Below are 22,179 nucleotides of genomic sequence, written 5' to 3' on the forward strand. Positions count from 1 at the left end.
AGGGACGGACCGACCACACCACACACGCGCTACCGAAACCCCATCGAAATTCGATAGCACCGAATCAGCGGACATGGCAACCCATCTCAGGTCACCAGCTGGAATCGTAAACTCCAGAAGACCGATCCGACGGCCTTACCCGACCCGGTTCGTCGTCGGCTACCTCTTGACGTTCCACCGCGTTCGGTGGGGCCAGCGACACGACCGGCGCGGCGGGGATCTGTCCCTGCACGTCGGGGAACCCCTCGACCAGGTCCGAGAACTTGGGCATCGTCATCTTCTGCTCGGTCAACGGCGCGAGGAGTTCGTCGGTCCGGCGAGCGATCTCCGCGGCGGCCTGCTGCGCGGCCTGGGTCATCGCCGCGGCGATCTCGTCGTAATCCAAATCGTCGATATCCGAGGAGAACTTGGTCTCGATCACCACACCGTCGGCGTTGACCGTCACCGTGACCCGCCGATCCCGCACCGAAGCCGACGCGGTCAACCGGGCCCGCTGCTGCTGTAACCCCGAAATCAACTGCATCTGCTGGGTAAAGGAATCCATCGCTTCCGCGAAGGAAGCGTCGGCAAAATCATCCGCCATGCCTCAACCCTTCACCGTGACGTTCGGGACAGTGTTGGCGATGGTGTGACCGGACCCGATATCGACATTCTTCAACGAATCCGCCGCATCGACCTGCCCCTTGGACGCGGCACCGACCACCTCGGCGGCACTGTTGTTTCCGTCGTGCACCGCGGTGAACTGTGTCCGCAGGCCTTGCTGCCCGCCCTTGTCTCGGATGAAGTCCTCGCTGAAATCATCACCCGCGGCGACGGTCAGGAACTTGCCCCACAACGACGCCGCTGTCCTGCTGTGGTTGATCAACGCTTCCTGGGCCTCGGCGAGAGCACCGCCGGCTTCTTTCAAAGCTGTGGTGTCGACGTCGAGGCTTTCGTTCTGCGTCATGCGCAACCCTCATCTTTCCCGCGTAACCGAGCTGGACCTGGTCATACCTGCGCGCCTTGGCGTTGCTGGAAACGCTGCTCGAAACCCTTCACGAACGTGGTCGGAGCGATCGAGGACGACGAGTGCTCCAGCACTCCGTCATCAGCGATATAGAAGATGGCCCGGCCGATCGCGATCTCACCCCGAGGTACCGGCACATACACCATCCAGCCGCAACTGAACCGGTCACCGACCAGCTGATCGAGTGGGTAACCCGTCGTGTCCAAACCACGACCCTCGACATAGGAACGGACCCGGAAGATCGCTTCCTCTTCCGGCATCTGCTGTGGCAGCGACGCCACCACCCCCGCCAGCGTCAACTGATACATCGCGCCATCGATATCGAACCGGTCGTCCTCGGCGAACAGGTTCACCACCGTGTCCCGGGTCACCACACCCACCTCGGCGGCAGACACCAAAGCCGCCGCGGCGCTGCGGTGTTGCGCGCTCGGTGGCTGCGCGGCCAAACCCGCGACGATCCCGACCACCGTGTTCGCCGTCCACACCCCCGGCACCGCCGTAGCGCACTGCTCCGCCGACGGGGACTCACCCCGATACCAACGCCCACCCTCCCACCAATAAACAAACGACATCAACCCCGTCGCTGCCCGCGGGTTCAGCACCGGATTAGCCACCCACTCCGGTGCGCCCGCATAAAACCTCGGCATCGGCGCACCATCGTTATAGGTGGCATCCAGATTCGCCGACTCCCACACCCCACCCGACAACACCGCACGACCACCCGGCAGCGAATACAACGTGCACCCACCACGCCGCGAGCTTTCGAACCAGCCCATCGACGGCAACACCCGCGGACCCCAATCCGAACCCGCCGCGACGAAAGCCGCCGAAATACACGCCCACCGCGCCCACATCTCCGGGAAATCAGGAAACTCGTTCTCCGCCAACGACGGCCACACCTTGCCCGCCCGGTCGGCCCGAGCCCCTACCGCCGCGTCCTGCGGGGTACGCGCCTGCCGCCCACCATGCCCGATATACGCAGCCAGCCACACCGGCAACGTCTCACGCGGGAACACTTCCACATCCGCGCGATAAGACTCGGGCTCGAACAACTGCCCATCCGGGAACGGCTCATCACCGAAGTCGTAATCGACCTCGAACTCCCCCACCGCACTCAACCGGACCAGCAACCGCCACCACGGCTCCCCATCCAACTCCGCGACCAACCCCCGATGCTCCCGCACCCGCTCCAACACCACCGCAGGCGGCTCCGCGCGCATCGAACGCTCACCATCGGTATAAACCACCTCGGCATACCCATTGACCGTGGTCAACGCGAACACCGCATCCAACTGCCGCCACCCCTCCGGAGCAGCCCCAGCCAACACATCCGCGATCTCCCGCGCCAACACCCGATCCCGGCCCTCAGCCGCCTCACCACCCCCCTCAGAAACCACGACACCCTCAACTACATCCGCAACATCCGGCGCATCCGCAGCATCCGGGGCATCCGGCGACAAACTGAAACCGACATCCGGCGCCTCGTTGTTCTCGTTGGCGTCGCCCGGGATTTCCCCGCCTGGGTTGTCCTTGTCCTGATCGCTCACTGTTCGCTTCCGCCGGTCATCCTCATCGGCCCATACTGCATCCCTACACCTCGGCCATTTTGCATTTTTGCATGACACGCTCCACCGCAGGCTCCCATGCGCGGGAAGCCTCCCGGGTGCGGCCGGATCGAGCCTTGCGGGCTGCTGTACAGCGGGTTTCCCCGACCTCGGTCACCCTCACCAGTCAGGTCATCACACGGCTACGGTCAGGTCATCGCACGGCCACCGGATCGACTACGGCCACCAGGGCTTACTGGCGCTTGTCGGGGTTGCTTGATGTTCCCCGGCCATATATCCAGTTCGATCAGCACCACCGACGGCACCGCGTAATCAGGCAACAGTGCGTCGAGCCGTCGGAGCGCGGGCTGCCACGCGTTCTTGTAGAAGTGGTAGGCGGTGGCCACGCCGTTGCTCGTGTCGAACAGCTATGTGCCCCCGGGCGGCTCAGATTCAGCCGTTACAGCCACCGCCGGCCGCCCCGATCAGGAATGCCCGGCGATGATCACTTCGGGGATGCCGGTGCCGAGCGGGACCGGCTTGCACACCGGGGCCGGACTACCCGGATCCAAGGCGGTGAGCAACAACTCCTGCACGAACGGGTCGTACACCATGTGGAAATGCCCGGTGAGGTCGGACGGGCACAGATCCTGCAACACGATGTTCTGCGCACCGGGGCCACGTAGCGCGATGTTGCTGAACGGCTGGATCATCTCGTCGACCCGGCTGCCGATGGTCACGTACTGGACGCCGGGCACCGTGTCACCGCCCGCGTTGAGATCGGTCATGATCGGTGATCCCTCGACCTGCTGCACCGCCGCGAGCGAGGTCACCTGGGCAAATGCCTGCAGTGCACCAGGGATAGCCTCGGCAAGCGGCACCAGCCCGTACATCACACCGCCGTAGCTGGGCGAAGCGAGACCCACCCACTGGTCGACCTTGGGCGCACCGCCGAGTTTGTTGACGTAGTAGCGGGTCACGGTGGCGCCCTGCGAGAAACCGACCAGATCGACCTTGCTCGCGCCGGTCGCCGCGAGCACCTGATCGACGAACGCGCCGACCTGGTAGGCGCTGAGCACCAGATCCTCCGTGCCGTAGCTCTCCGCGCCGGGCTTGCCACCGTAGTTCATGGCGAATACGCAGAATCCGGCCGCGGTCAGCTGCGGCGCGATGGCCGACCAGTCCGAGTAGGCCGAGGAGTCGGTCCCGTGCGCGAGCACCACGGGCCGGGGATGAGTTGCGGTCGGCACGCAGCCGAAGTCGTTGGTTCCCACCGGAACCACACCCGGATGGGCCTTCATGTACACCGCGGCAGCCAGGTGGTCCTGCTGCGGCGGGGCGGACTGCATCGGCACGTCGGGCGGGCGGACGAACGGGTCAGCCGACGCCGCGCCGGAGCCGAGCGCGGCGGCTCCGGCGATCGCGCAGGCCAGTATGGCGCTACACAAATGTGAATAACCCCAAGTCCACGAACCTCTCGGCTGTCCCATGTCATAATGATCTACCCGATCGGCTCCAAATGCGCGCTCTTATGGGGTGTTTCACGTCCTACTTCTCGGGGGTCTCGTCCTCGGCGAGAATTCGGTAGAGGGACTTGCGGGTCTCGGTGAGTAGTTCGGCCGCACGCGCGGCCTGCTCCGGGGTCCCCGCGGCGGCGACCTGCGCGACCGCGCCCATCAGCTGCCCGACAAGTCCGCGGAGGTCGATCGCCTGCGCACCGACATCCTGCTTGACATCTGCCCACGGATCGCCCAGATCGTCACGGTGGGCCGTGACGTACTCGGTGCCCGTTTCGGTCAACTTCGCGGTCTTGCGCCCCGCGACTTTCTCGATAAGGACGAGGCCCTCGTCCTCCAGCTGTGCCAGCGCGGGGTAGATGGACCCCGGGCTCGGCCGCCAGATATCGTCGCTGCGCTCGCGGATCTGCTGGATGAGTTCGTATCCATGCATAGGCCGCTCGGTGAGCAGTAGCAGCACGGCGGCGCGCACGTCGCCGCGTCTGCCCCGGCCGCCGCGACCTCGGCCGCGCCCGAAGTGCGGCCCGAAACCGGGGCCGAACCCCGGCCCGAACTCGGGCCCGAAACCGTGCCGTCCGCCACGGCGGAACCGCCGCCCTGGCTCGAAATCCTCATGGCCCGGCAGCGGCCTGCGGCCACGTCGCCCGAATTCTCGATGTTGTTCGTGTTCCATGTCAGCCTCCCAAGGCTCTCGCGTTATCATGTATCGACGATATATCGACAATGCATCGAATACAAGGGATTCACGACACTTCCCGAACGAGCCGGACCTCAGTCAGCCGACGGGTCGCCCCAGCACGGCAGCCGTACGTCCGAATCCCCACCCCTTCGGCCACGCGGCCAGGGCGCGCCCGAAGACATCCCGAGCATCCCCAGGTCCAGGCACGAATGGTCCACACGGGAGGTCGCCGGCATCACTGCGGCCCATGGACGAGGACCGCCGCGACGCCAGTCGATGAGAACCCGCATGACGCCATACCCAGAAGTTCTGGCATGAACGATGACCGCGTCCACGCCTGCGATCGGCAGACGCCGATCGAGCGCTCAGGAGACGAGCGAGTCGATCCAGCGCTCCAGCCGAGACCCCTCCGCAACCATGAGCTCTGGTTCATGGAAGGCATTGGTGAGCAACGAGATTCCTTGATAAGACGCGATCAACGCCACCGCGAGCTCGCCGGCATCACTGCGGCCCATGGCCGCGAATTGCCGCTCCACCCAGTCGATCAGCGCACGCATGCCGGTTGCCGCCTCGCGGTCGAGCCCGTCAGCGCGCTTGCCCAGTTCCGCGGCCAATGTCCCAGTGGGGCAACCGAACCGCGCTGCGACGTCTCGCTGGTCAACCCAGCCGCGCACCAACGCCTTGAGCCGATCCCGCGGCCTGTCGTGCTGTTCCAGCATAGTGATCAGATCCCGCAGATTCCGCGCATGCGCGCTGAGCGCCGCCTGCACCAGCTGGTCCTTCGTCTTGAAGTAGTAATACACGTTGCCCACCGGAACCTCGGCAGACCGGGCGATGTCGGCGATCGTGGTCTTCTCGACGCCCTGCTCGTGAAACACCCGAGCCGCTGCGGCAGCCAACCGCTCCCGCTTGCTCGCCTGCGATGTCGCGCCGACCGAGTTAGTCACACAACTGACTATAGACAAACCAGTGACCGTCGGCTAGGTTTTAAGTCAGTCAACTAACTAGGAGCGATCGTGATTGTTGTGACCGGAGCAACCGGCAATGTCGGGCGGACCCTCGTGCGGACCCTCGCCGAAGCGGGCGAACAAGTGACCGCGGTGTCCCGCGGGAGCCAAGACATCGCGCTGCCCGACAGCGTGCGCCACCAGCGGGCCGATCTGACCGAACTCGACACGCTCTCCACCGCCTTCGTTGGCGCCAAGGCGTTGTTCCTGCACGACACCGGTATGAGTGCGCACCTGATGGATCCGCGGGCAATCCTCGAGCTGGCCGCGGCCGGCGGAGTCGAACGGATTGTGCAACTGTCGTCCCAAGGGGTCGTCACCCGGGCAGGGTCGGCCTCACACGGGAACCTGGGACGGTCCTTCGAGGACGCCGTCCGGGAGTCGGGTATGGAATGGACGATCCTCCGGCCCGGAGGGTTCGCGTCCAACGCGTTTGCCTGGATCGAATCGGTTCGTACCCGGCGGACCCTCGCCGCACCGTTCGGCGACATCGGCCTGCCGATCATCGATCCGTCGGACATTGCCGAGGTTGCCGCAGCGGTCCTGCGCGAGGACGGTCATTCCGGACAGAGCTACGAGTTGACCGGTCCTGCCCTCAGCACGCCGCGGCAGCGGGCCGCTGCGATCGGTGACGCACTCGGCGAGCCGATCGAGTTCGTCGAGCAGACCCCCGCCGAGGCGCGCGCACAGATGCTGCGGTTTATGCCCGAGCCTGTCGTCGAGACCACCCTGACCATCCTCGGCACACCCAACCCCGCCGAGCAGCGGATCAGCCCCGATGTCGAAAAGGTACTCGGCCGCGCACCCCGCACATTCGCGGACTGGGCGCAGCGAAACATCGTCGCCTTCCGATAGTCCACGGTCGTTCGCATGACTATTGCCCCCGTTCAGCCGATATCGACGGGATCTATCTGAACGCGGAGGGGGCCGTCCGAGCGGTGGGTACTGCGGACGGCTTGGGCGGCGGTGAGGGCGCGGGCCAGCGCGGAGCCGGAACCACGGTGGACACGCAGCAGCATGCGTTCGACCTCGGCGGGGGCATCGCCGGCGAAGGGCTTGCGGGCGCCGTCCGGGAGCGGGACCGGACCGAGCAGGTCCACGCCCTCTGGAAGGGTTGCGGTGGAAAGCAATTCGGCGATCGCATCGGAAGCGCCGTCGATCGCGGCCATCCGGACGGCTGGTGGGAAACCGACCTCGGCGCGGGCGCCGACCTCGGCCCGGGCGTGGCCGACGGGATCCCAGCGGACCAGTGCCTGCACGGTGGGTATCGAAGGCTCGGCCATCACGATGACCTGGCCCTGCGCGCGGACCAGGGCGGAAGCCGACATCCAACGGCGCAGCGCGTCCTCCGCGGCCCGCAGGTCGGGGCGGCTGAGGAGCGCCCACCCGTCGAGCAACAGCGCGACGCCGTAGCCGCCGTGGACGACGGGTTCGGCGCCTACGGTCGCGACAACGACCTGCGGTCCCGGCTCGACGGTGTCGAGCATCGCACCGCCGCCGGAGCCACGGATCGGTACGCCGGGAAACGCGCGCCCGAGTTCCTCCGCGGTGCGGGACGCGCCGATCACTACGGCGCGCAGCGCGCGTGACCCACAGGTGGTGCAGCGGAACGCCGCCTCGGTGATTCCGCACCAACGGCAACTGGGGCTCTGCGCGGCCGCGCTGGATTCGGCCGACGGTCCGCGCTGCCCGCGTGCCTCCGGCAGTGCAAGGGGCCCGTTGCAGTGCCTGCATCGGGCCGGGGTGCGGCATTTCGCGCACGCCAGCGCTGGTACGTAGCCACGCCGGGGCACCTGCACCAGCACCGGTGCCCCCTCCTTCAACGCGGAGCGGGCGGCCGCGAACGCGACACCGGGAATCCGGACGGCACGAGCCACCGGATCGCGTTCGAGCGCGATGTCGCTGTCGCCGGGCGCGCTGATCCTGGGCGAGGACTTGCGCACCACGGCGCGGTCGGCGACCAGATCGTGCGCCCACCCGGAATCGACCACCGCCTGGATCTCGGCGGTCCTGGCGAATCCTGCCGCGACGAACGCCGCACCGGTCTCGTGTGCCCGCAGCATCGCGACCTCGCGCGCGTGCGGATACGGTGCGCGCGGTTCGGCGTAGGTGTTGTCGCCGTCGTCCCAGAGCACGATCAGCCCGAGGTTCGCGGCCGGTACGAAGACCGTGCTGCGCGTGCCGACCACCACGCGTGCCGACCCACGCAGTACCGCGAGCCAGCGCCGGTACCTGGCGGCGGGCCCGAGCCCGGCGGCCAGTCCGACCGCCGAATCACCCACCAGCCGAACACATTCCGCGAGCACGCGGTCGAGATCGCGTTGGTCGGGCACCATGAGGATCGCGCTGCGCCCCTGCCCGGCAACCAGGGCGGCGAGCTCCGCGAGTCGGCGTGGCCAGTCTTCACCGGGCAGCGCCTGCCAGGCCGCGCGCGCCCCCCTCCCCTGCCCGAGTGCGGCCAGAAAGGCGGCGCCGTGGACGTACCGTTTCCACGGCGCGACGTCTATGTTGATGCCCGAAAGTACCTGTGTCCCCACCGAATCGCTGGGAGCAACCGGGTCCACAGCCGACGCATCGGCCTCGAATGCGGCGGCAGCGAGCGGGTGCGACGGTTGGTCGGTTGCCCCGTCGCCCAGATACGGCACACCGGCGTCGTTCCCCCCGGCAGGTCGGTCGTCGGACGGCTCGGCGACCTCGTCGGTTTTCGGCGCAGAGGCCGAACGCCCACGGGTCGACGCCGAACACTCACCTGCCCCGTCCGAATCCACGGACTGCGCACGCACTGGCACAGATTGCCGAATCCCTGCCGTGGTGTGCGCTCGCGACTCACCATCGGCCTCGTTCGGTTCGGTCGATCCGCTGGTGACAGGAGCGGCCGACGCGGCAGAACCACCTCGTTTCGCAGCCGAATCGGCCGACGTCTTCGCTCCCCCGGATTCCGTGCGGGCGTGCCGCGGCGGAATCGCGAGGCGGAGCACATCGGCGCGGGTACCGGCGTAACGCGCGGCGACCGCGGTGGCGAGGGCCAGGATTTCCGGCGTCAGGACGTGCTCCCCGGACACGACGCGCTCGAGCTTGACCAGCTTGCCGCTGTGGTCGCTGTGCGCGAGCCGAGCGAGCAGGTAGCCGTCCACGAGGCGCCCCGCGAAACGGACGCGCACCCGGACCCCCGGCTGGGCGATCTCGTCCAGCTCAGGGGGAACCAGGTAGTCGAAGTCGCGGTCGAGGTGCGCTGGTGACAGCAGCGGGAGCACCCGGGCGACCGGGTGCGCCACGGCTGCGGGGCCCGCGGCCGGACGGTCCCCCGGAGTGGCGGGGGCGTCCGCCGCGGGTTCGTTCACTCGGACCCGGTCGGGTTACAGGCCGACGGCCGCGCGCAGCTTGTCTGCGCGGTCGGTGTGCTCCCACGGAAGGTCGACGTCGGTGCGGCCGAAGTGGCCGTACGCGGCGGTCGGCGCGTAGATGGGGCGCAGCAGGTCGAGGTCGCGGATGATCGCGCCGGGGCGTAGGTCGAACACCTCGGTGATCGCCGTCGAGATACGCAACGGATCAACCTTCTCGGTGCCGAACGTCTCCACGAACAGACCGACCGGTGCGGCCTTGCCGATCGCGTATGCCACCTGGACCTCAACACGCTCGGCCAGTTCGGCCGCGACGACGTTCTTCGCGACCCAACGCATGGCGTACGCCGCGGAGCGGTCCACCTTCGACGGGTCCTTGCCGGAGAACGCGCCGCCGCCGTGGCGCGCCATGCCGCCGTAGGTGTCCACGATGATCTTGCGGCCGGTCAGGCCCGCGTCGCCCATCGGGCCGCCGAGCACGAACTTGCCGGTCGGGTTGACCAGCAGGCGGATGTCGGAGGTATCCAGGGGTGTGGGCAGTTCCAGGTCGGCCAGCACCACGTCGACGACCTTCTCGCGGATATCGGGCGCGAGGAGGTTGTCCAGGTCGATATCGGCGGCGTGCTGGGTGGAGATGACGACCGTGTCGAGGCGCACCGGGCGGTCACCGTCGTATTCGATGGTGACCTGGGTCTTGCCGTCCGGACGCAAGTATGGCAGCACGCCGGACTTGCGGACCTCGGTGAGCCTGCGCGACAGCCGGTGCGCCAGCGCGATCGGCAGCGGCATCAGCTCGGGGGTGTCGATGGTGGCAAAGCCGAACATCAAGCCCTGGTCGCCCGCACCCTGCCGCTCGATCTCGTCATCGGAGCCGCCGACACGCGCTTCGTGCGAGGTGTCGACGCCCTGCGCGATATCCGGCGATTGCGCGCCGATCGCGATATTCACACCGCAAGAATTGCCGTCGAAACCCTTTGCGGACGAGTCGTATCCGATTTCCAGCACTTTCTCCCGGACAATTCGCGGGATATCCGCGTAGGCCGACGTGGTGACCTCACCCGCGACATGGACCTGACCGGTCGTTACGAGTGTTTCCACCGCGACCCGGCTGCGCGGGTCTTCCGCCAGCAACGCGTCGAGGATGGAATCGCTGATGGCATCACAGATTTTGTCCGGATGACCTTCGGTCACGGACTCACTGGTGAAAAGCCGGCTGCCGGACGTGCGCACAGTTCTTCCCTCTCCCTCAACGGGTTGCTCGTATCGGCTTGCGACAGTAACGCGATGTCGCTACCGCACAACCCTTACATTTCAGACTATTCCAAATCACCGACACGGCGGGTCCGTGGCCACGCCGTAGCCCGGACGGCTGAAACCACGGCGTCGCCACCGCGATGATGACCTACCGGGCCGGGCACAGCCAACCGATCAGCTGGCGATCATGGCAGGCACCTGGTGAACTCAGCGCAACAACGTACTCAGCGCGTCGAGCACCCGGCTGGCGAGCAACGCCTTCGAGCCGTGATCGAGCGCCTGCTCGGTGCCATCCGCGCCGAGCAGCCACCCGTCGTTGGTGTCCACCTCGAACGCCTTGCCCTCGCCGACCGCGTTGACCACCAGCAGGTCGCACCCTTTGCGGGCGAGTTTGGCCCGCGCGTGGGTGAGCACGTCGCCCTGCTCGTCACCGGTCTCGGCGGCGAAGCCGACGATCGCGGTGCCGGGCAGCTGCCCGTCGCGCCGCGCCTGCACCAGCCCAGCGAGGATGTCGTCGGTCTTGGTCAACTTGATGACGTCGGGCTCGCCCGCACCCTTCTTGATCTTGGCGGCGGCCACGTTGGTCGGCCGGAAATCGGCTACCGCGGCGGCCATGATCACCGCGTCGGCACCCACTGCGTGCTTGTCGACGGCGATCTTCAGCTGGTCGGCCGTGGTGATGTGCACCAGGTCGACAGCGGCGGGAGCGGCCATCTCTATCGTGTTGCCCGCGATCAGCGTCACCTGGGCGCCGCGCTGGGCCGCCACTCGGGCGAGCGCGTAGCCCTGCTTACCGGAGCTGCGATTGCCGAGGAAACGCACCGGATCCAGCGGTTCCCTGGTGCCGCCTGCCGTGATGACGACCCTGCGGCCCTCCAGATCGCGCGGGATCGCGTCGGCGCGCTCCCTGAGCAGCGACGCGAGGCCGAAGATCTCCTCGGGCTCGGGCAGCCGTCCCGGACCGGTGTCGGCGCCGGTGAGCCTGCCCGCCGCGGGCTCCATGACGATCGCACCGTGGGCGCGCAGCGCCGCGACATTGGCGACAGTGGCTGGGTGCTCCCACATCTCGGTGTGCATCGCGGGCGCGAACAGGATCGGACATCGGGCCGTCAGCAATGTGGCGGTCAGCAGGTCGTCGGCGCGGCCGGACGCGGCGCGCGCCATGAGGTCGGCGGTCGCCGGGGCGATGACCACGAGGTCCGCCTCCTGGCCCAGCCGAACGTGCGGAACCTCAGGCACGTCCGCGAACACGCCGGTGTGTACCGGGTTCCCCGACAGCGCCTCGAAGGTCGCCTTGCCGACGAACTGCAGCGCCGACTCGGTGGGGATCACCCGAACCTGATGTCCGGTCTCGGTGAACCGCCGGACCAGTGCGCATGCCTTGTAGGCGGCGATCCCTCCGCCAACGCCGACGACGATCCGTGTGGTCACTACGCCTCCGGCCTAGTTGTGGTTACTGCGAACCCGGTTCGCCTCACTCGCCTTCGGAGTGCTCGAGCAGGTCGGAGTGGATTTCCCGCATCGCGACCGACAGCGGCTTCTCCTGCAGCCCCGGCTCGACCAGCGGGCCGACGTACTCGAGGATGCCGTCGCCGAGCTGGTTGTAGTAGTCGTTGATCTGGCGGGCCCGCTTGGCCGCGTAGATGACCAGGGCGTACTTGGACGAGGTGCGCTCCAGCAGCTCGTCGATCGGCGGGTTGGTGAGGCCGACCGGCGTGTCGTAGGCGGGCGCGGTGTTGGTGTCCGTACTGCTCACTAGGGAGGCTCCTGCTGTATCGGATGTCGCATGACCGGGGCCCTGCGTGGTTACGCAAGGTGCCTATTCCGGGCCCTGATCGCTCATGCGCAAGGTGGGGGTCACGAACTCGAATTCGTGCTAACGAACAACGATACCAACTGCTCACAGGCGCTGGTCACCTCGTCGTTCACGATGACGATGTCGAACTCGTCACAGGCTGCCAATTCGGTCCTGGCGGTTTCCAGTCGGCGTTCGATCACCTCGGGGGATTCGGTGCCGCGCGACCGCAGGCGGGTCACCAGCTCGTCCCAACTCGGCGGGGCGAGGAACACCAGAATCGCCTCGGGGATTGCCCGGCGCACCGACCGGGCGCCCTCGACATCCACCTCGACCAGCACCGGAAGGCCCTCCGCCAAGGCGGAGCGCACCGGACCGGCCGGGGTGCCCGAACGCTGCAGCCCGCCGTGAATGTCCGCCCACTCGAGCAGTTCGCCCGCCGCGATCATCGCGTCGAACTCCGCCCGGGACACGAACCGGTAGTCGAGGCCGTCGACCTCCCCGGGCCGGGGGGCCCGGGTCGTTGCCGACACACTGAAGACCAGGTGGGGCAGTCGCTCGCGGACACAGCGGACCACGGTGGACTTGCCCACGGCCGAGGGGCCGACCAGTACAACCAGCCGACCCTTCTGCGTGTGTTCGACCACCCTGATATCAGGCGTCGAAGTCGAACCGGGCCAGCAGCGCCTTGCGCTGCCGATCACCCAGTCCGCGCAGCCGCCGGGTGGGGGCGATCTCCAGCTCGCTCATGATTTCCGCCGCCTTGACCTTGCCCACCTTCGGCAGGGCCTCCAGCAACGCCGACACCTTCATCTTGCCGAGGATCTCGTTGGTCTCGGCATCGGTGAGGACCTGCTTCAGGTTGGTGCCGCCACGCTTCAAGCGCTCCTTGAGCTCCGCCCGAGCGCGGCGAGCGGCAGCCGCCTTCTCCAAAGCAGCGGCGCGCTGCTCGTCAGTCAGCTGGGGAAGGGCCACGGTTCCTCCGTCTCATCGTTCATTGCATCAACTCCTGCCGGTAACCCGGCAGTCTCAGCGACCGTACCCACGACGTCCGCCGATTGCGAACCCACCCCCCAGGTCAGCGCATGATTCCGGATGACGTAGACGCGTGTACGGCATCCCGCGCACCCCGCCTCTACCACCGCCCGGATCGGGCGGCCGAACCCAAGAAATACCCCGCGAGCAGGGCTTTTTCGACAAACCGACTGGTTTGCGGGAGGGTTGCGACAGCACGGCGTGGCGCGCCAGCAACCGGTCACGCGCCCTACCAGGAACTTTCTCGAAATTTTCCGCGTGTCGCGAGTTCTCACCGCGTGTCGGGCGTCACACTGTGCGATGCGCGCCACGATTCGGGGCATCCGGTGCCGTACACACGCCGCTGCGTCGACCCAGGGGTGATCCCCACCCCTTGGCACCCTCAGGCCCCCAAATCGGCCCAGAATGGCATATAGCCCTCGGCATGGGGCATATGTGTGAGTGCATCCGCACTCGCAATTGCCGGAGACGACCGAGGGCCGGCGCTTGCGCGCCGGCCCTCGAGGTCACTTCTGTAGAAACTCGAACGCGTCTTGACACGCGCGAACTCTGGCACGCAGTGCCGGGACGGTCGGTCCGGCGCGCAGAACCTCGCGCGAGACGTTCGGGACAACGGCCCGCAGCATCGGCTCGTGGACCAGGCCACGAATGGTTTCCGGACCCCCGCCCTGGGCGCCGACGCCCGGCATGAGGATCGGGCCGTTGAGCGCGGAAAGGTCCGGTGCCTCGGTCAGTGTGGCGCCGACTACCACGCCCACCGATCCGAACTCGGCACCCACGTTACGGGCCGCGGCCTCGTCGACCATCGTCTGAGCGATGGTGCGGCCTTCCGCCGTGACCACCCGCTGCACCTGCGCCCCTTCGGGATTCGAAGTGGCCGCGAGTACGAAGACACCGCGGTGGTCGCTCTCGGCGAGCGTCAAAGCCGGTGCCAGCGAACCGAATCCGAGATACGGCGAGACCGTCACGGCGTCCGACCCGAGCGGACCGTCACCCAACCAGGTGCGCGCGTAGGCGTCCATGGTGGAGCCGATGTCGCCGCGCTTGGCGTCGGCGAGCACCAGGGTCCCCGAGGCACGCAGCACCTGGATGGTGCGCTCGAGCACGGCGATTCCGCCGGAACCATAGGCCTCGAAGAACGCGACCTGCGGCTTGATCAGCGCGGCCAAGCCGTCGAATGCCTCGACGCAGATCTCGGCGAACCGCTCGAGGCCCTCCACGTCCTCGGTCAGGTCCCAGGACCGCAGCAGTTCCGGATGCGGGTCGATGCCGACGCACACCGGGCCGAAATGCCGCATCGCGTGCCGCAACCGGCTGCCGAAGCTCTCCATCCCGTGTGCTCCGTCCTGCCTCGGCGACTCACCCACGCAGCACCGAGTGCAGTTCCTGCAGCGAGCGCACCCCGATACCGCCGTTGATGCCGGCCTCGATGCCCTGCACCGCGGCCGCCGCGCCCTGCACTGTGGTGATGCACGGAATATTCACCCCGACGGCCGCGGTGCGGATCTCGTAGCCGTCCACGCGGGGCCCCGAGTTGCCGTAGGGGGTGTTGAACACCATGTCGATCTCACCGTCGCGGATCTGCTCCACGATCGAGGGAAGCGGACCCTCCGCGGCGCCTTCTGGACCCTCCGCAAGCTCCGGCTCCGAGTGCTTACGCACTCGCTGGCACGGAATGCCGTTGCGGCGCAACATCTCCGCCGTCCCCTCGGTGGCGAGGATGCGGAAGCCGAGGTCGTGGAGGCGCTTCACCGGGAAGACCATCGCGCGCTTGTCCCGGTTGGCGATCGAGACGAACACGGTGCCCTCGGTCGGCAGCGAGCCGTAGGCCGCGGTCTGGCTCTTGGCGAAGGCGGTGCCGAAGTCCGCGTCGATGCCCATCACCTCGCCGGTGGACTTCATCTCCGGGGACAGCAGCGAATCCACGCCGGAGCCGTCGGCGCGGGGGAACCGGTGGAACGGCAGCACCGCCTCCTTCACCGCCACCGGGGCGTCCAGCGCGACGTGTCCGCCGTCACCCTCGCTCGGCAGCATGCCCTCTTTGCGCAGGTCGGCGATGGTGGCGCCGAGCATGATCCGCGCGGCGGCCTTGGCAAGCGGCACCGCAGTGGCCTTGGAAACGAACGGAACGGTGCGGCTGGCACGCGGATTGGCCTCCAGCACATAGAGCACGTCGTCCTTGAGCGCGTACTGCACGTTGAGCAGGCCCTTGACACCGATGCCCTTGGCCAGCGCGACCGTGGAGCGGCGCACCGCCTCGATATCGCTGCGGCCCAAGGTGATCGGTGGCAGAGCGCAGGCGGAGTCGCCGGAGTGGATGCCCGCCTCCTCGATGTGCTCCATCACACCGCCGAGGTAGACCTCCTCGCCGTCGCACAACGCGTCGACGTCGATCTCGATCGCGTCCTCGAGGAACCGGTCGACCAGCACCGGGTGCTCCGGGCTGACCTCGGTGGCGCGCGAGATGTAGCCCTCCAGGGACTTCTCGTCGTAGACGATCTCCATCCCGCGTCCGCCGAGCACGTAGGACGGGCGGACCAGCACCGGGTAACCGATCTCCGCGGCGATCTTCTCGGCCTGCGCGAAGGTGGTCGCCGTGCCGTACTTGGGCGCGGGCAACCCGGCCGCGACGAGCACGTCGCCGAACTCGCCGCGGTCCTCGGCCAAGTCGATGGCGGCCGCGCTGGTGCCGACCACCGGAACGCCCGCCTCGGTCAACCGGTGTGCCAGACCCAGCGGAGTCTGCCCGCCGAGTTGCACGATGACGCCCGCGACCCGGCCGGACTCGGTCTCGGCGTGGTAGACCTCGAGCACGTCTTCGAAAGTCAGCGGCTCGAAATAGAGGCGGTCGGCGGTGTCGTAGTCGGTGGAGACGGTCTCCGGGTTGCAGTTGACCATCACGGTCTCGTACCCGGCCTGCGACAGCGTCTGCGCCGCGTGCACGCACGAGTAGTCGAACTCGATACCCTGGCCGATCCGGTTCGGCCCAGAACCGAGGATGATCACCTTGTCACGGTCGCGCTGCGGCGCCACCTCGGACTCCGCCGCGGGGTCGAGTTCGTAGGCCGAATAGTGATACGGGGTCTTGGCCTCGAACTCGGCGGCGCAGGTGTCGACGGTCTTGAAGACCGGGCGCACGCCGAGCCGGTGCCGCAGCGCGCGCACACCGCTCTCCCCCGCCAGCTCCGGCCGCAGCGCGGCCAGCTGACGATCGGACAGGCCGTAGTGCTTGGCGCGCCGCAGCAGCAGCTCGTCCAGCACCGGTGCGTCGATGACCTCTCGGCGCAGCTCGACCAGACCGGCCACTTCCGCCACGAACCAAGGGTCGATACCCGAGGCGGCGGCCACGTCCTCGATACTCACGCCGAGGCGCAGCGCCCGCTCGACCTGGTAGATACGGCCCTCGGTCGGGGTACGCAGATCCGCAAGGACAGCCTCGGCGGCCGCTCGCGGGTCGCCGCCTTCGGACAGAGCCCACTTTCCATCGTCTTGCGTCCAGAAGCCCGCGGCCTTGGTTTCCAGCGAGCGCAGCACTTTACCCAGCGCCTCGGAAAAGTTGCGACCGAGCGACATCGCCTCGCCGACCGACTTCATGGTGGTGGTGAGGGTGGGGTCCGCGCCGGGGAACTTCTCGAACGCGAACCGCGGTGCTTTGACGACCACGTAATCCAGAGTCGGCTCGAAGCAGGCCGGGGTTTCCTTGGTGATGTCGTTGACGATCTCGTCGAGCGTGTAGCCGATGGCCAGCTTGGCGGCGATCTTGGCGATCGGGAAGCCGGTCGCCTTGGACGCCAGCGCGGACGAACGCGAGACGCGCGGATTCATCTCGATGACGATCAGACGGCCGTCGCGCGGGTCCACCGCGAACTGGATATTGCAGCCGCCGGTGTCGACGCCGACCTCGCGCAGGATCGCGATGCCGAGGTCACGCATCTTCTGGTATTCGCGATCGGTGAGGGTCATGGCCGGGGCGACGGTGACCGAGTCGCCGGTGTGCACGCCCATCGGGTCCACGTTCTCGATCGAACAAACCACCACGACGTTGTCGCGGCCGTCGCGCATCAGCTCGAGCTCGTATTCCTTCCAGCCGAGGATGGACTCCTCGATGAGTACGTTCGCCGTCGGCGAGGCAGCGAGGCCGCCGCCCGCGATGCGGTCGAGGTCCTCGTCGTTGTAGGCCATGCCGGAGCCGAGGCCGCCCATGGTGAACGACGGGCGCACCACGACGGGAAAGCCGAGTTCGCTGACCGTCTCGCGAACCTCGTTCATCGTGAAGCAGACCCGCGAGCGTGCGCTCTCGCCGCCGACCTCGGCGACGATGTCCTTGAATTTCTGCCGGTCCTCACCGCGCTGGATGGCCTCGAAATCGGCGCCGATCAGCTCGACGCCGTACTTCGCGAGCGCGCCGCGCTCGTGCAGCGCGACCGCGGTGTTCAGCGCGGTCTGCCCGCCGAGGGTGGCGAGAAGAGCATCAATCGGAGCTCCTTTAGCCTTCTCTCTTTCCAGGACCTTCTCGACGAACTCCGGTGTGATCGGCTCCACGTAGGTGGAATCGGCGAACTCCGGGTCGGTCATGATGGTCGCCGGATTGGAGTTCACCAGCGACACGCGCAGGCCCTCGGCCCGCAGCACCCGGCACGCCTGGGTGCCGGAGTAGTCGAATTCGCACGCCTGGCCGATGACGATCGGGCCAGAGCCGATCACCAGGATGTGCTCGAGATCCTCGCGACGAGGCATCAGGCTCCTTCCATGAGACCGGCGAAACGGTCGAACAGATATGCGGCGTCGTGGGGCCCGGCGGCGGCCTCCGGGTGGTACTGCACGGAGAACGCGCGGCCGTCGACCAGCCGGACGCCTTCGACCGTGCCGTCGTTTGCGCAGATATGGCTCACCTCGGCCGTGCCGAACGGGGTGTCGAACCGCTCGCCCTGCTCGCCCTCCAGCGCGAACCCGTGGTTCTGCGCGGTGATCGAGATCCGGCCGGTCTCGTATTCGACCACCGGAATGTTGATGCCGCGGTGGCCGAACTTCATCTTGTAGGTGCTGCGGCCGAGCGCGCGGCCGAGAATCTGGTTGCCGAAGCAGATGCCGAACAGCGGAACTCCCCGATCCAGCACGCCGCGGGTCAGCGCGACCGCACCGTCGGCGGTGGCCGGGTCGCCGGGGCCGTTGGAGAGGAATACGCCGTCGGGCTTCAGCTCGAGGAGCTGATCCAGTGGCGTGTTCGACGACACCACGTGCACCCGCATACCGCGCTGGGCGAACATGCGCGGGGTGTTGGTCTTGATGCCGAGGTCGACGGCGACGACGGTCCGGCGGTGCTGACCGCCCGGCTCGATCGTGTACAGCGCGTCGGTGCTCACCTCGCCGGCCAGGTCGGCGCCCAGCATCGAGGGCTGGCCGTTGACCCTGGCCAGCAGCTCGTCGGCGGCGGCGAGCGCGTCCCCGGAGAAGATGCCCGCCTTCATCGAGCCGCGGGTGCGCAGGTGGCGCACCAGCGCACGGGTGTCGATGCCCGCGATACCGACGACGTGCTGACGCTCCAGCTCGTCCGGGAGGGTGGTGGTGGCCCGCCAGTTGGACGCGCGCCGCGCCGGATCGCGCACCGCGTATCCGGCCACCCAGATCTTCGAGGACTCGTCGTCCTCGTCGTTCCAGCCGGTGTTGCCGATCTGCGGCGCCGCGGCCACCACGATCTGGCGGTGGTAGGACGGGTCGGTCAGAGTCTCCTGGTACCCGGTCATCGCCGTGCAGAACACCGCCTCACCGAGCGTCTGGCCCACGGCGCCGTAGGCTCGGCCGCGGAACACCCGGCCGTCCTCCAGCACGAGCGCTGCTTCACCTGTCATCCCTCGTCATCTCCCGTCATCGTCCTGGTCTGATCCGCCGTCGGATGCTGCGTCCAAGCCGGGTAGACCGACTTGTCGTCGCCTCGGAAACCGGTATCGATCTCGGTCCCGGTGGGCAGCTTCCAGCGAATGACCAGCACACCATCTTGCGTCATCACCTTGCCCGCGTGGCCGCGTTCGGTGCGCACAGCCGTGATGGACTCCTGCGGAATCCACAGCACCGTCGCGCCGTCGCGTTCGAGCAGAATCCCCCGTTCGAACCACGTGAGCTCCGCTGTGGCCCGAAAACCCAAGTCGCCCACCGTGATCCGGTCCTGCCAGCTGGGCGCGATGGTGCTGCCGAGATAGAGTCCGGTGGTCGGCTCCAGCACCTGCGCGCCCAGCTCCGCGGGCACGGCGGGAAGTTCACCGATGCGCGCCGCCTGACGCGCCGCCCGGTTCCGCCAGCCCCGGTACATCAGCCAGAGGCAGACGACGAACAGCGCCAGCAGGCCGACCACCCACAGCGTTCTTTCCACTCACGGACCTCCTGTGCTAAATCTGCGGCGCTCCCGGTGCCCTACGTGGTCACGCTCCGCTACCGCCTCCGGACCCGTCGCTCGCACCGCGACGCTAAATCTGCGGCGCTCCCGGTGCCCTACGTGGTCACGCTCCGCTACCGCCTCCGGACCCGTCGCTCGCACCGCGACGCTAAATCTGCGGCGCTCCCGGTGCCCTACGTGGTCACGCTCCGCTACCGCCTCCGGACCCGTCGCTCGCACCGCGGTGTCCTGCGGGACACCCGCAGCCAGTCGGCTTCGATGAGCGGGTGCGCCGTGATCGCTCATCTACGCCTCCGCACGGTTCCGCACCGCTTTGCCCTCGCGCGCGGTCACCCGGCCCCGCAACAGCGTCGTTGTCACTCGGGCCGGGAACGTCATCGCCTCGAACGGCGTGTTGTTCGAGATGCTGGCGAGCTCGGCCGCGCGCACCGTCCAAGTAGCGTTCGGGTCGACCAGCGTGAGGTTTGCCGGCTCGCCGACCTCGAGCGGCCTGCCGTGCTCGTCGAGGCCGATGATCTCGGCGGGGCGCTCGCTCATCACCCGCGCGACGCCGCGCCAGTCCAGCAGCCCCGGCTCGACCATGGTTCGCACGATGATCGACAACGCGGTCTCCAAGCCCAGCATGCCGGGGCGGGCCGCGGCGAACTCGCAGCACTTGTCCTGTTCGGCGTGTGGGGCGTGGTCGGTGGCAACGCAGTCGATGATCCCGTCGGCCAGCGCCTGCCGCAGCGCAGCAGCGTCGGAGGCCTCGCGCAGCGGCGGGTTGACCTTGTTCACCGCGTCGTAGGTCTCCAGCCGCGAGTCGTCCAGCAGCAGATGGTGCGGAGTGACTTCGGCGGTGATCGAAATACCCTGGGACTTGGCCCATTTCACCAATTCGACAGTGCCCGCGGTGGAGGCATGGCAGATGTGCACCCGCGCACGCGCGTCCCGAGCCAGCAGCGCGTCGCGCGCGACGATCGACTCCTCGGCCGCGCGCGGCCAGCCCGCCAGCCCGAGCCGGGCAGCGGTGGGGCCCTCGTGCGCGACAGCGCCCTTGGTCAGCCTCGGCTCCTCCGCATGCTGGGCGATGAGCACACCGAGCGAGTTCGCGTACTCCAGGGCGCGGCGCATGATCAAGGGGTCGTAGACGCAGTGGCCGTCGTCCGAGAACATGCGCACCGCCCCGACGCCCGCGGCCATGGTGCCCATCTCGGCGAGCTGCTTCCCCTCTAGCCCGACGGTGACCGCGCCGACCGGGTACACGTCGACCAGGCCGACCTCTTTGCCGCGCCGCCACACGTGGTCGGTGACGACCACCGAGTCAGCGACCGGGTTGGTGTTGGCCATCGCGAACACCGCCGTATACCCGCCGAGCGCGGCGGCGGCGGAACCGGACTCGATGGTCTCGGTGTCCTCGCGGCCCGGCTCGCGCAGGTGGGTGTGCAGGTCGACGAAGCCGGGCAGCAGAATCTGTCCCCGCGCGTCGATGACCTCGGCGTCTACCACCCCGAGATCCGTGCCGATGTGGCGGATCTCGCCATCGGCGACGAGCACGTCGACCGGCTCGCCCTCGCCGTACAGCAGCGCGCCCTTGATCAGCACTGTGGTGTCCATGCTCATACGACGGCCTCCTGTGTCCCGACGAGCAGGCGGAACAAGACGGCCATGCGCACGTGCACTCCATTCGTGACCTGTTGCAGCACAGCTGCTTTCGGGGAATCTGCGACCGAGGACGCGATCTCCATGCCACGCAGCATCGGGCCGGGGTGCAGCACGACGGCGTGGTCGTCCAGCAGGGCCAACCTGCGCTCGGACAGTCCGTAGTTGATCGAGTATTCGCGGGCCGACGGGAAGAACCCGCCATTCATCCGCTCGGCCTGCACCCGAAGCATCAGCACCGCGTCGGCGCCGATCAGCTCGGCGTCCAGGCTGTGCGAAACGCGGGCGGGCCAGGTCTCGACGCCGACCGGCAGCAGTGTGCGCGGCGCGACCAGCACCACCTCGGCGCCGAGCGTGGCCAGCAGGAAGACGTTGGATCTTGCGACCCGGCTGTGCAGGATATCGCCGACGATGACGACCCGCTTGCCCTCGATGTCGCCCAGCCGCTGCCGGAGGGTGAGCGCGTCAAGCAGCGCCTGGGTGGGGTGCTCGTGGGTGCCATCGCCCGCGTTGACGACGGCCGGACCGGAGCCGCGTCCTTCCGAGACCGCCCACTCGTCCAACCAACGCGCGATCTGATGCGCCGCGCCGGAGGCCGGATGACGCACGATCAGCGCGTCGGCGCCCGCGGCGTGCAGGGTCAGCGCTGTGTCGCGTAGCGATTCGCCCTTGGAGACCGAGGAACTGCTCGCGCTGACGTTGATCACGTCCGCGCTCATCCACTTGCCTGCGACCTCGAACGAGACTCGGGTGCGGGTGGAGTTCTCGTAGAAGACCGTCATCACGGTGCGCCCGCGCAGCGTGGGCAGCTTGCGCACCTCGCGGCCGAGCAGGGCCTGTTCGAACCGTTCGGCTTCGTCGAGCAGTTCGGTCGCGGCGGTGCGATCGAGGCTGGCCACGGTCAGCAGATGCCTCACGCCCGCACCCCCGTGGCCGTCACCCGGTCGACCGCGAGGGGCAGGGCTTCGC

Annotated in this window: 20 protein-coding genes; 1 reads left to right on the forward strand and 19 read right to left on the reverse strand. The window is 67.9% G+C overall.

The annotated features are described in order from the left end of the window. Positions 1-91: 91 nt before the first annotated feature. The 7 genes from OHB12_RS11265 to OHB12_RS11295 all read right to left on the reverse strand — a co-directional run bounded on the left by OHB12_RS11265 (position 92) and on the right by OHB12_RS11295 (position 5,693). Positions 92-583, reverse strand: coding sequence for a YbaB/EbfC family nucleoid-associated protein (locus tag OHB12_RS11265; RefSeq protein ID WP_327112624.1), 492 nt, complete (start codon positions 581-583; stop codon positions 92-94). Between the two features lie 3 nt (positions 584-586). Next, a complete protein-coding gene (locus OHB12_RS11270; protein ID WP_327112622.1) occupies positions 587-946 on the reverse strand; it encodes a hypothetical protein in 360 nt (119 codons plus the stop codon). 41 nt (positions 947-987) lie between these two features. Continuing rightward, the gene (locus OHB12_RS11275; RefSeq protein ID WP_327112619.1) at positions 988-2,553 is read right to left on the reverse strand and encodes a hypothetical protein; all 1,566 of its coding nucleotides are present in this window, start codon (positions 2,551-2,553) and stop codon (positions 988-990) included. A 206-nt stretch (positions 2,554-2,759) separates the two neighbouring features. Beyond that, a complete protein-coding gene (locus tag OHB12_RS11280; RefSeq protein ID WP_327118743.1) occupies positions 2,760-2,957 on the reverse strand; it encodes a hypothetical protein in 198 nt (65 codons plus the stop codon). A gap of 78 nt (positions 2,958-3,035) precedes the next feature. Next, positions 3,036-3,998 carry an esterase/lipase family protein gene (locus OHB12_RS11285; protein WP_442800013.1) on the reverse strand — a complete coding sequence of 321 codons (963 nt, stop codon included), beginning with the start codon at positions 3,996-3,998 and terminating at the stop codon, positions 3,036-3,038. A 100-nt stretch (positions 3,999-4,098) separates the two neighbouring features. Beyond that, positions 4,099-4,740, reverse strand: a complete 642-nt coding sequence (locus OHB12_RS11290; RefSeq protein ID WP_327118745.1) for a PadR family transcriptional regulator — start codon at positions 4,738-4,740, stop codon at positions 4,099-4,101. 371 nt (positions 4,741-5,111) lie between these two features. After that, a complete protein-coding gene (locus OHB12_RS11295) occupies positions 5,112-5,693 on the reverse strand; it encodes a TetR/AcrR family transcriptional regulator (RefSeq protein ID WP_327118747.1) in 582 nt (193 codons plus the stop codon). Positions 5,694-5,762: 69 nt separating this feature from the next. Between OHB12_RS11295 and OHB12_RS11300 the strand changes: the two genes are divergently transcribed. After that, a complete protein-coding gene (locus OHB12_RS11300) occupies positions 5,763-6,608 on the forward strand; it encodes an NAD(P)H-binding protein (RefSeq protein WP_327118749.1) in 846 nt (281 codons plus the stop codon). Positions 6,609-6,640: 32 nt separating this feature from the next. Here OHB12_RS11300 and OHB12_RS11305 read toward each other — a convergent pair whose 3' ends face one another. The 12 genes from OHB12_RS11305 to OHB12_RS11360 all read right to left on the reverse strand — a co-directional run bounded on the left by OHB12_RS11305 (position 6,641) and on the right by OHB12_RS11360 (position 22,127). Beyond that, complete coding sequence (locus OHB12_RS11305; RefSeq protein WP_327121024.1) at positions 6,641-9,028, reverse strand: primosomal protein N'; 2,388 nt, start codon at positions 9,026-9,028, stop codon at positions 6,641-6,643. A gap of 81 nt (positions 9,029-9,109) precedes the next feature. Next, entirely contained in the window at positions 9,110-10,324 is a 1,215-nt protein-coding gene (gene metK / locus OHB12_RS11310; protein ID WP_327118751.1) for a methionine adenosyltransferase, read from the reverse strand. Positions 10,325-10,555: 231 nt separating this feature from the next. Then, complete coding sequence (gene coaBC / locus OHB12_RS11315) at positions 10,556-11,779, reverse strand: bifunctional phosphopantothenoylcysteine decarboxylase/phosphopantothenate--cysteine ligase CoaBC (RefSeq protein ID WP_327118753.1); 1,224 nt, start codon at positions 11,777-11,779, stop codon at positions 10,556-10,558. 43 nt (positions 11,780-11,822) lie between these two features. Beyond that, positions 11,823-12,104 carry a DNA-directed RNA polymerase subunit omega gene (gene rpoZ / locus OHB12_RS11320; protein ID WP_327118755.1) on the reverse strand — a complete coding sequence of 94 codons (282 nt, stop codon included), beginning with the start codon at positions 12,102-12,104 and terminating at the stop codon, positions 11,823-11,825. Positions 12,105-12,205: 101 nt separating this feature from the next. Continuing rightward, positions 12,206-12,790: a guanylate kinase gene (gene gmk / locus OHB12_RS11325; protein ID WP_327118757.1), complete on the reverse strand. Its 585-nt coding sequence runs from the start codon at positions 12,788-12,790 to the stop codon at positions 12,206-12,208. A gap of 7 nt (positions 12,791-12,797) precedes the next feature. Continuing rightward, positions 12,798-13,118 carry an integration host factor, actinobacterial type gene (mihF, locus tag OHB12_RS11330; protein WP_327118759.1) on the reverse strand — a complete coding sequence of 107 codons (321 nt, stop codon included), beginning with the start codon at positions 13,116-13,118 and terminating at the stop codon, positions 12,798-12,800. Positions 13,119-13,684: 566 nt separating this feature from the next. Further along, positions 13,685-14,509 carry an orotidine-5'-phosphate decarboxylase gene (pyrF, locus tag OHB12_RS11335; protein ID WP_327118761.1) on the reverse strand — a complete coding sequence of 275 codons (825 nt, stop codon included), beginning with the start codon at positions 14,507-14,509 and terminating at the stop codon, positions 13,685-13,687. A gap of 28 nt (positions 14,510-14,537) precedes the next feature. Then, positions 14,538-17,915: a carbamoyl-phosphate synthase large subunit gene (gene carB / locus OHB12_RS11340; RefSeq protein WP_327118763.1), complete on the reverse strand. Its 3,378-nt coding sequence runs from the start codon at positions 17,913-17,915 to the stop codon at positions 14,538-14,540. After that, entirely contained in the window at positions 17,915-19,027 is a 1,113-nt protein-coding gene (carA, locus tag OHB12_RS11345) for a glutamine-hydrolyzing carbamoyl-phosphate synthase small subunit (protein ID WP_327118765.1), read from the reverse strand. The genes carB and carA overlap by 1 nt, the downstream gene beginning before the upstream one ends. After that, a complete protein-coding gene (locus OHB12_RS11350; RefSeq protein ID WP_327118768.1) occupies positions 19,024-19,545 on the reverse strand; it encodes a PH-like domain-containing protein in 522 nt (173 codons plus the stop codon). The genes carA and OHB12_RS11350 overlap by 4 nt, the downstream gene beginning before the upstream one ends. Positions 19,546-19,854: 309 nt before the next feature. Next, positions 19,855-21,171, reverse strand: a complete 1,317-nt coding sequence (locus tag OHB12_RS11355) for a dihydroorotase (protein ID WP_327118770.1) — start codon at positions 21,169-21,171, stop codon at positions 19,855-19,857. Continuing rightward, positions 21,168-22,127: an aspartate carbamoyltransferase catalytic subunit gene (locus OHB12_RS11360; RefSeq protein WP_327118772.1), complete on the reverse strand. Its 960-nt coding sequence runs from the start codon at positions 22,125-22,127 to the stop codon at positions 21,168-21,170. Before OHB12_RS11360 ends, OHB12_RS11355 begins: the two co-directional genes overlap by 4 nt. Positions 22,128-22,179: the final 52 nt, after the last annotated feature.

This window comes from Nocardia sp. NBC_01730, from assembly GCF_035920445.1.
Lineage (GTDB): Bacteria > Actinomycetota > Actinomycetes > Mycobacteriales > Mycobacteriaceae > Nocardia.

Bases quoted from the DNA above. Each gene is read 5' to 3' on its own strand.
- OHB12_RS11265 (WP_327112624.1), bottom strand. From the start codon at position 583: ATGGCGGATGATTTTGCCGACGCTTCCTTCGCGGAAGCGATGGATTCC.
- OHB12_RS11270 (WP_327112622.1), bottom strand. From the start codon at position 946: ATGACGCAGAACGAAAGCCTCGACGTCGACACCACAGCTTTGAAAGAA.
- OHB12_RS11290 (WP_327118745.1), bottom strand. From the start codon at position 4,740: ATGGAACACGAACAACATCGAGAATTCGGGCGACGTGGCCGCAGGCCG.
- carB (WP_327118763.1), bottom strand. From the start codon at position 17,915: ATGCCTCGTCGCGAGGATCTCGAGCACATCCTGGTGATCGGCTCTGGC.
- OHB12_RS11355 (WP_327118770.1), bottom strand. From the start codon at position 21,171: ATGAGCATGGACACCACAGTGCTGATCAAGGGCGCGCTGCTGTACGGC.
- carA (WP_327118765.1), bottom strand. From the start codon at position 19,027: ATGACAGGTGAAGCAGCGCTCGTGCTGGAGGACGGCCGGGTGTTCCGC.
- pyrF (WP_327118761.1), bottom strand. From the start codon at position 14,509: ATGGAGAGCTTCGGCAGCCGGTTGCGGCACGCGATGCGGCATTTCGGC.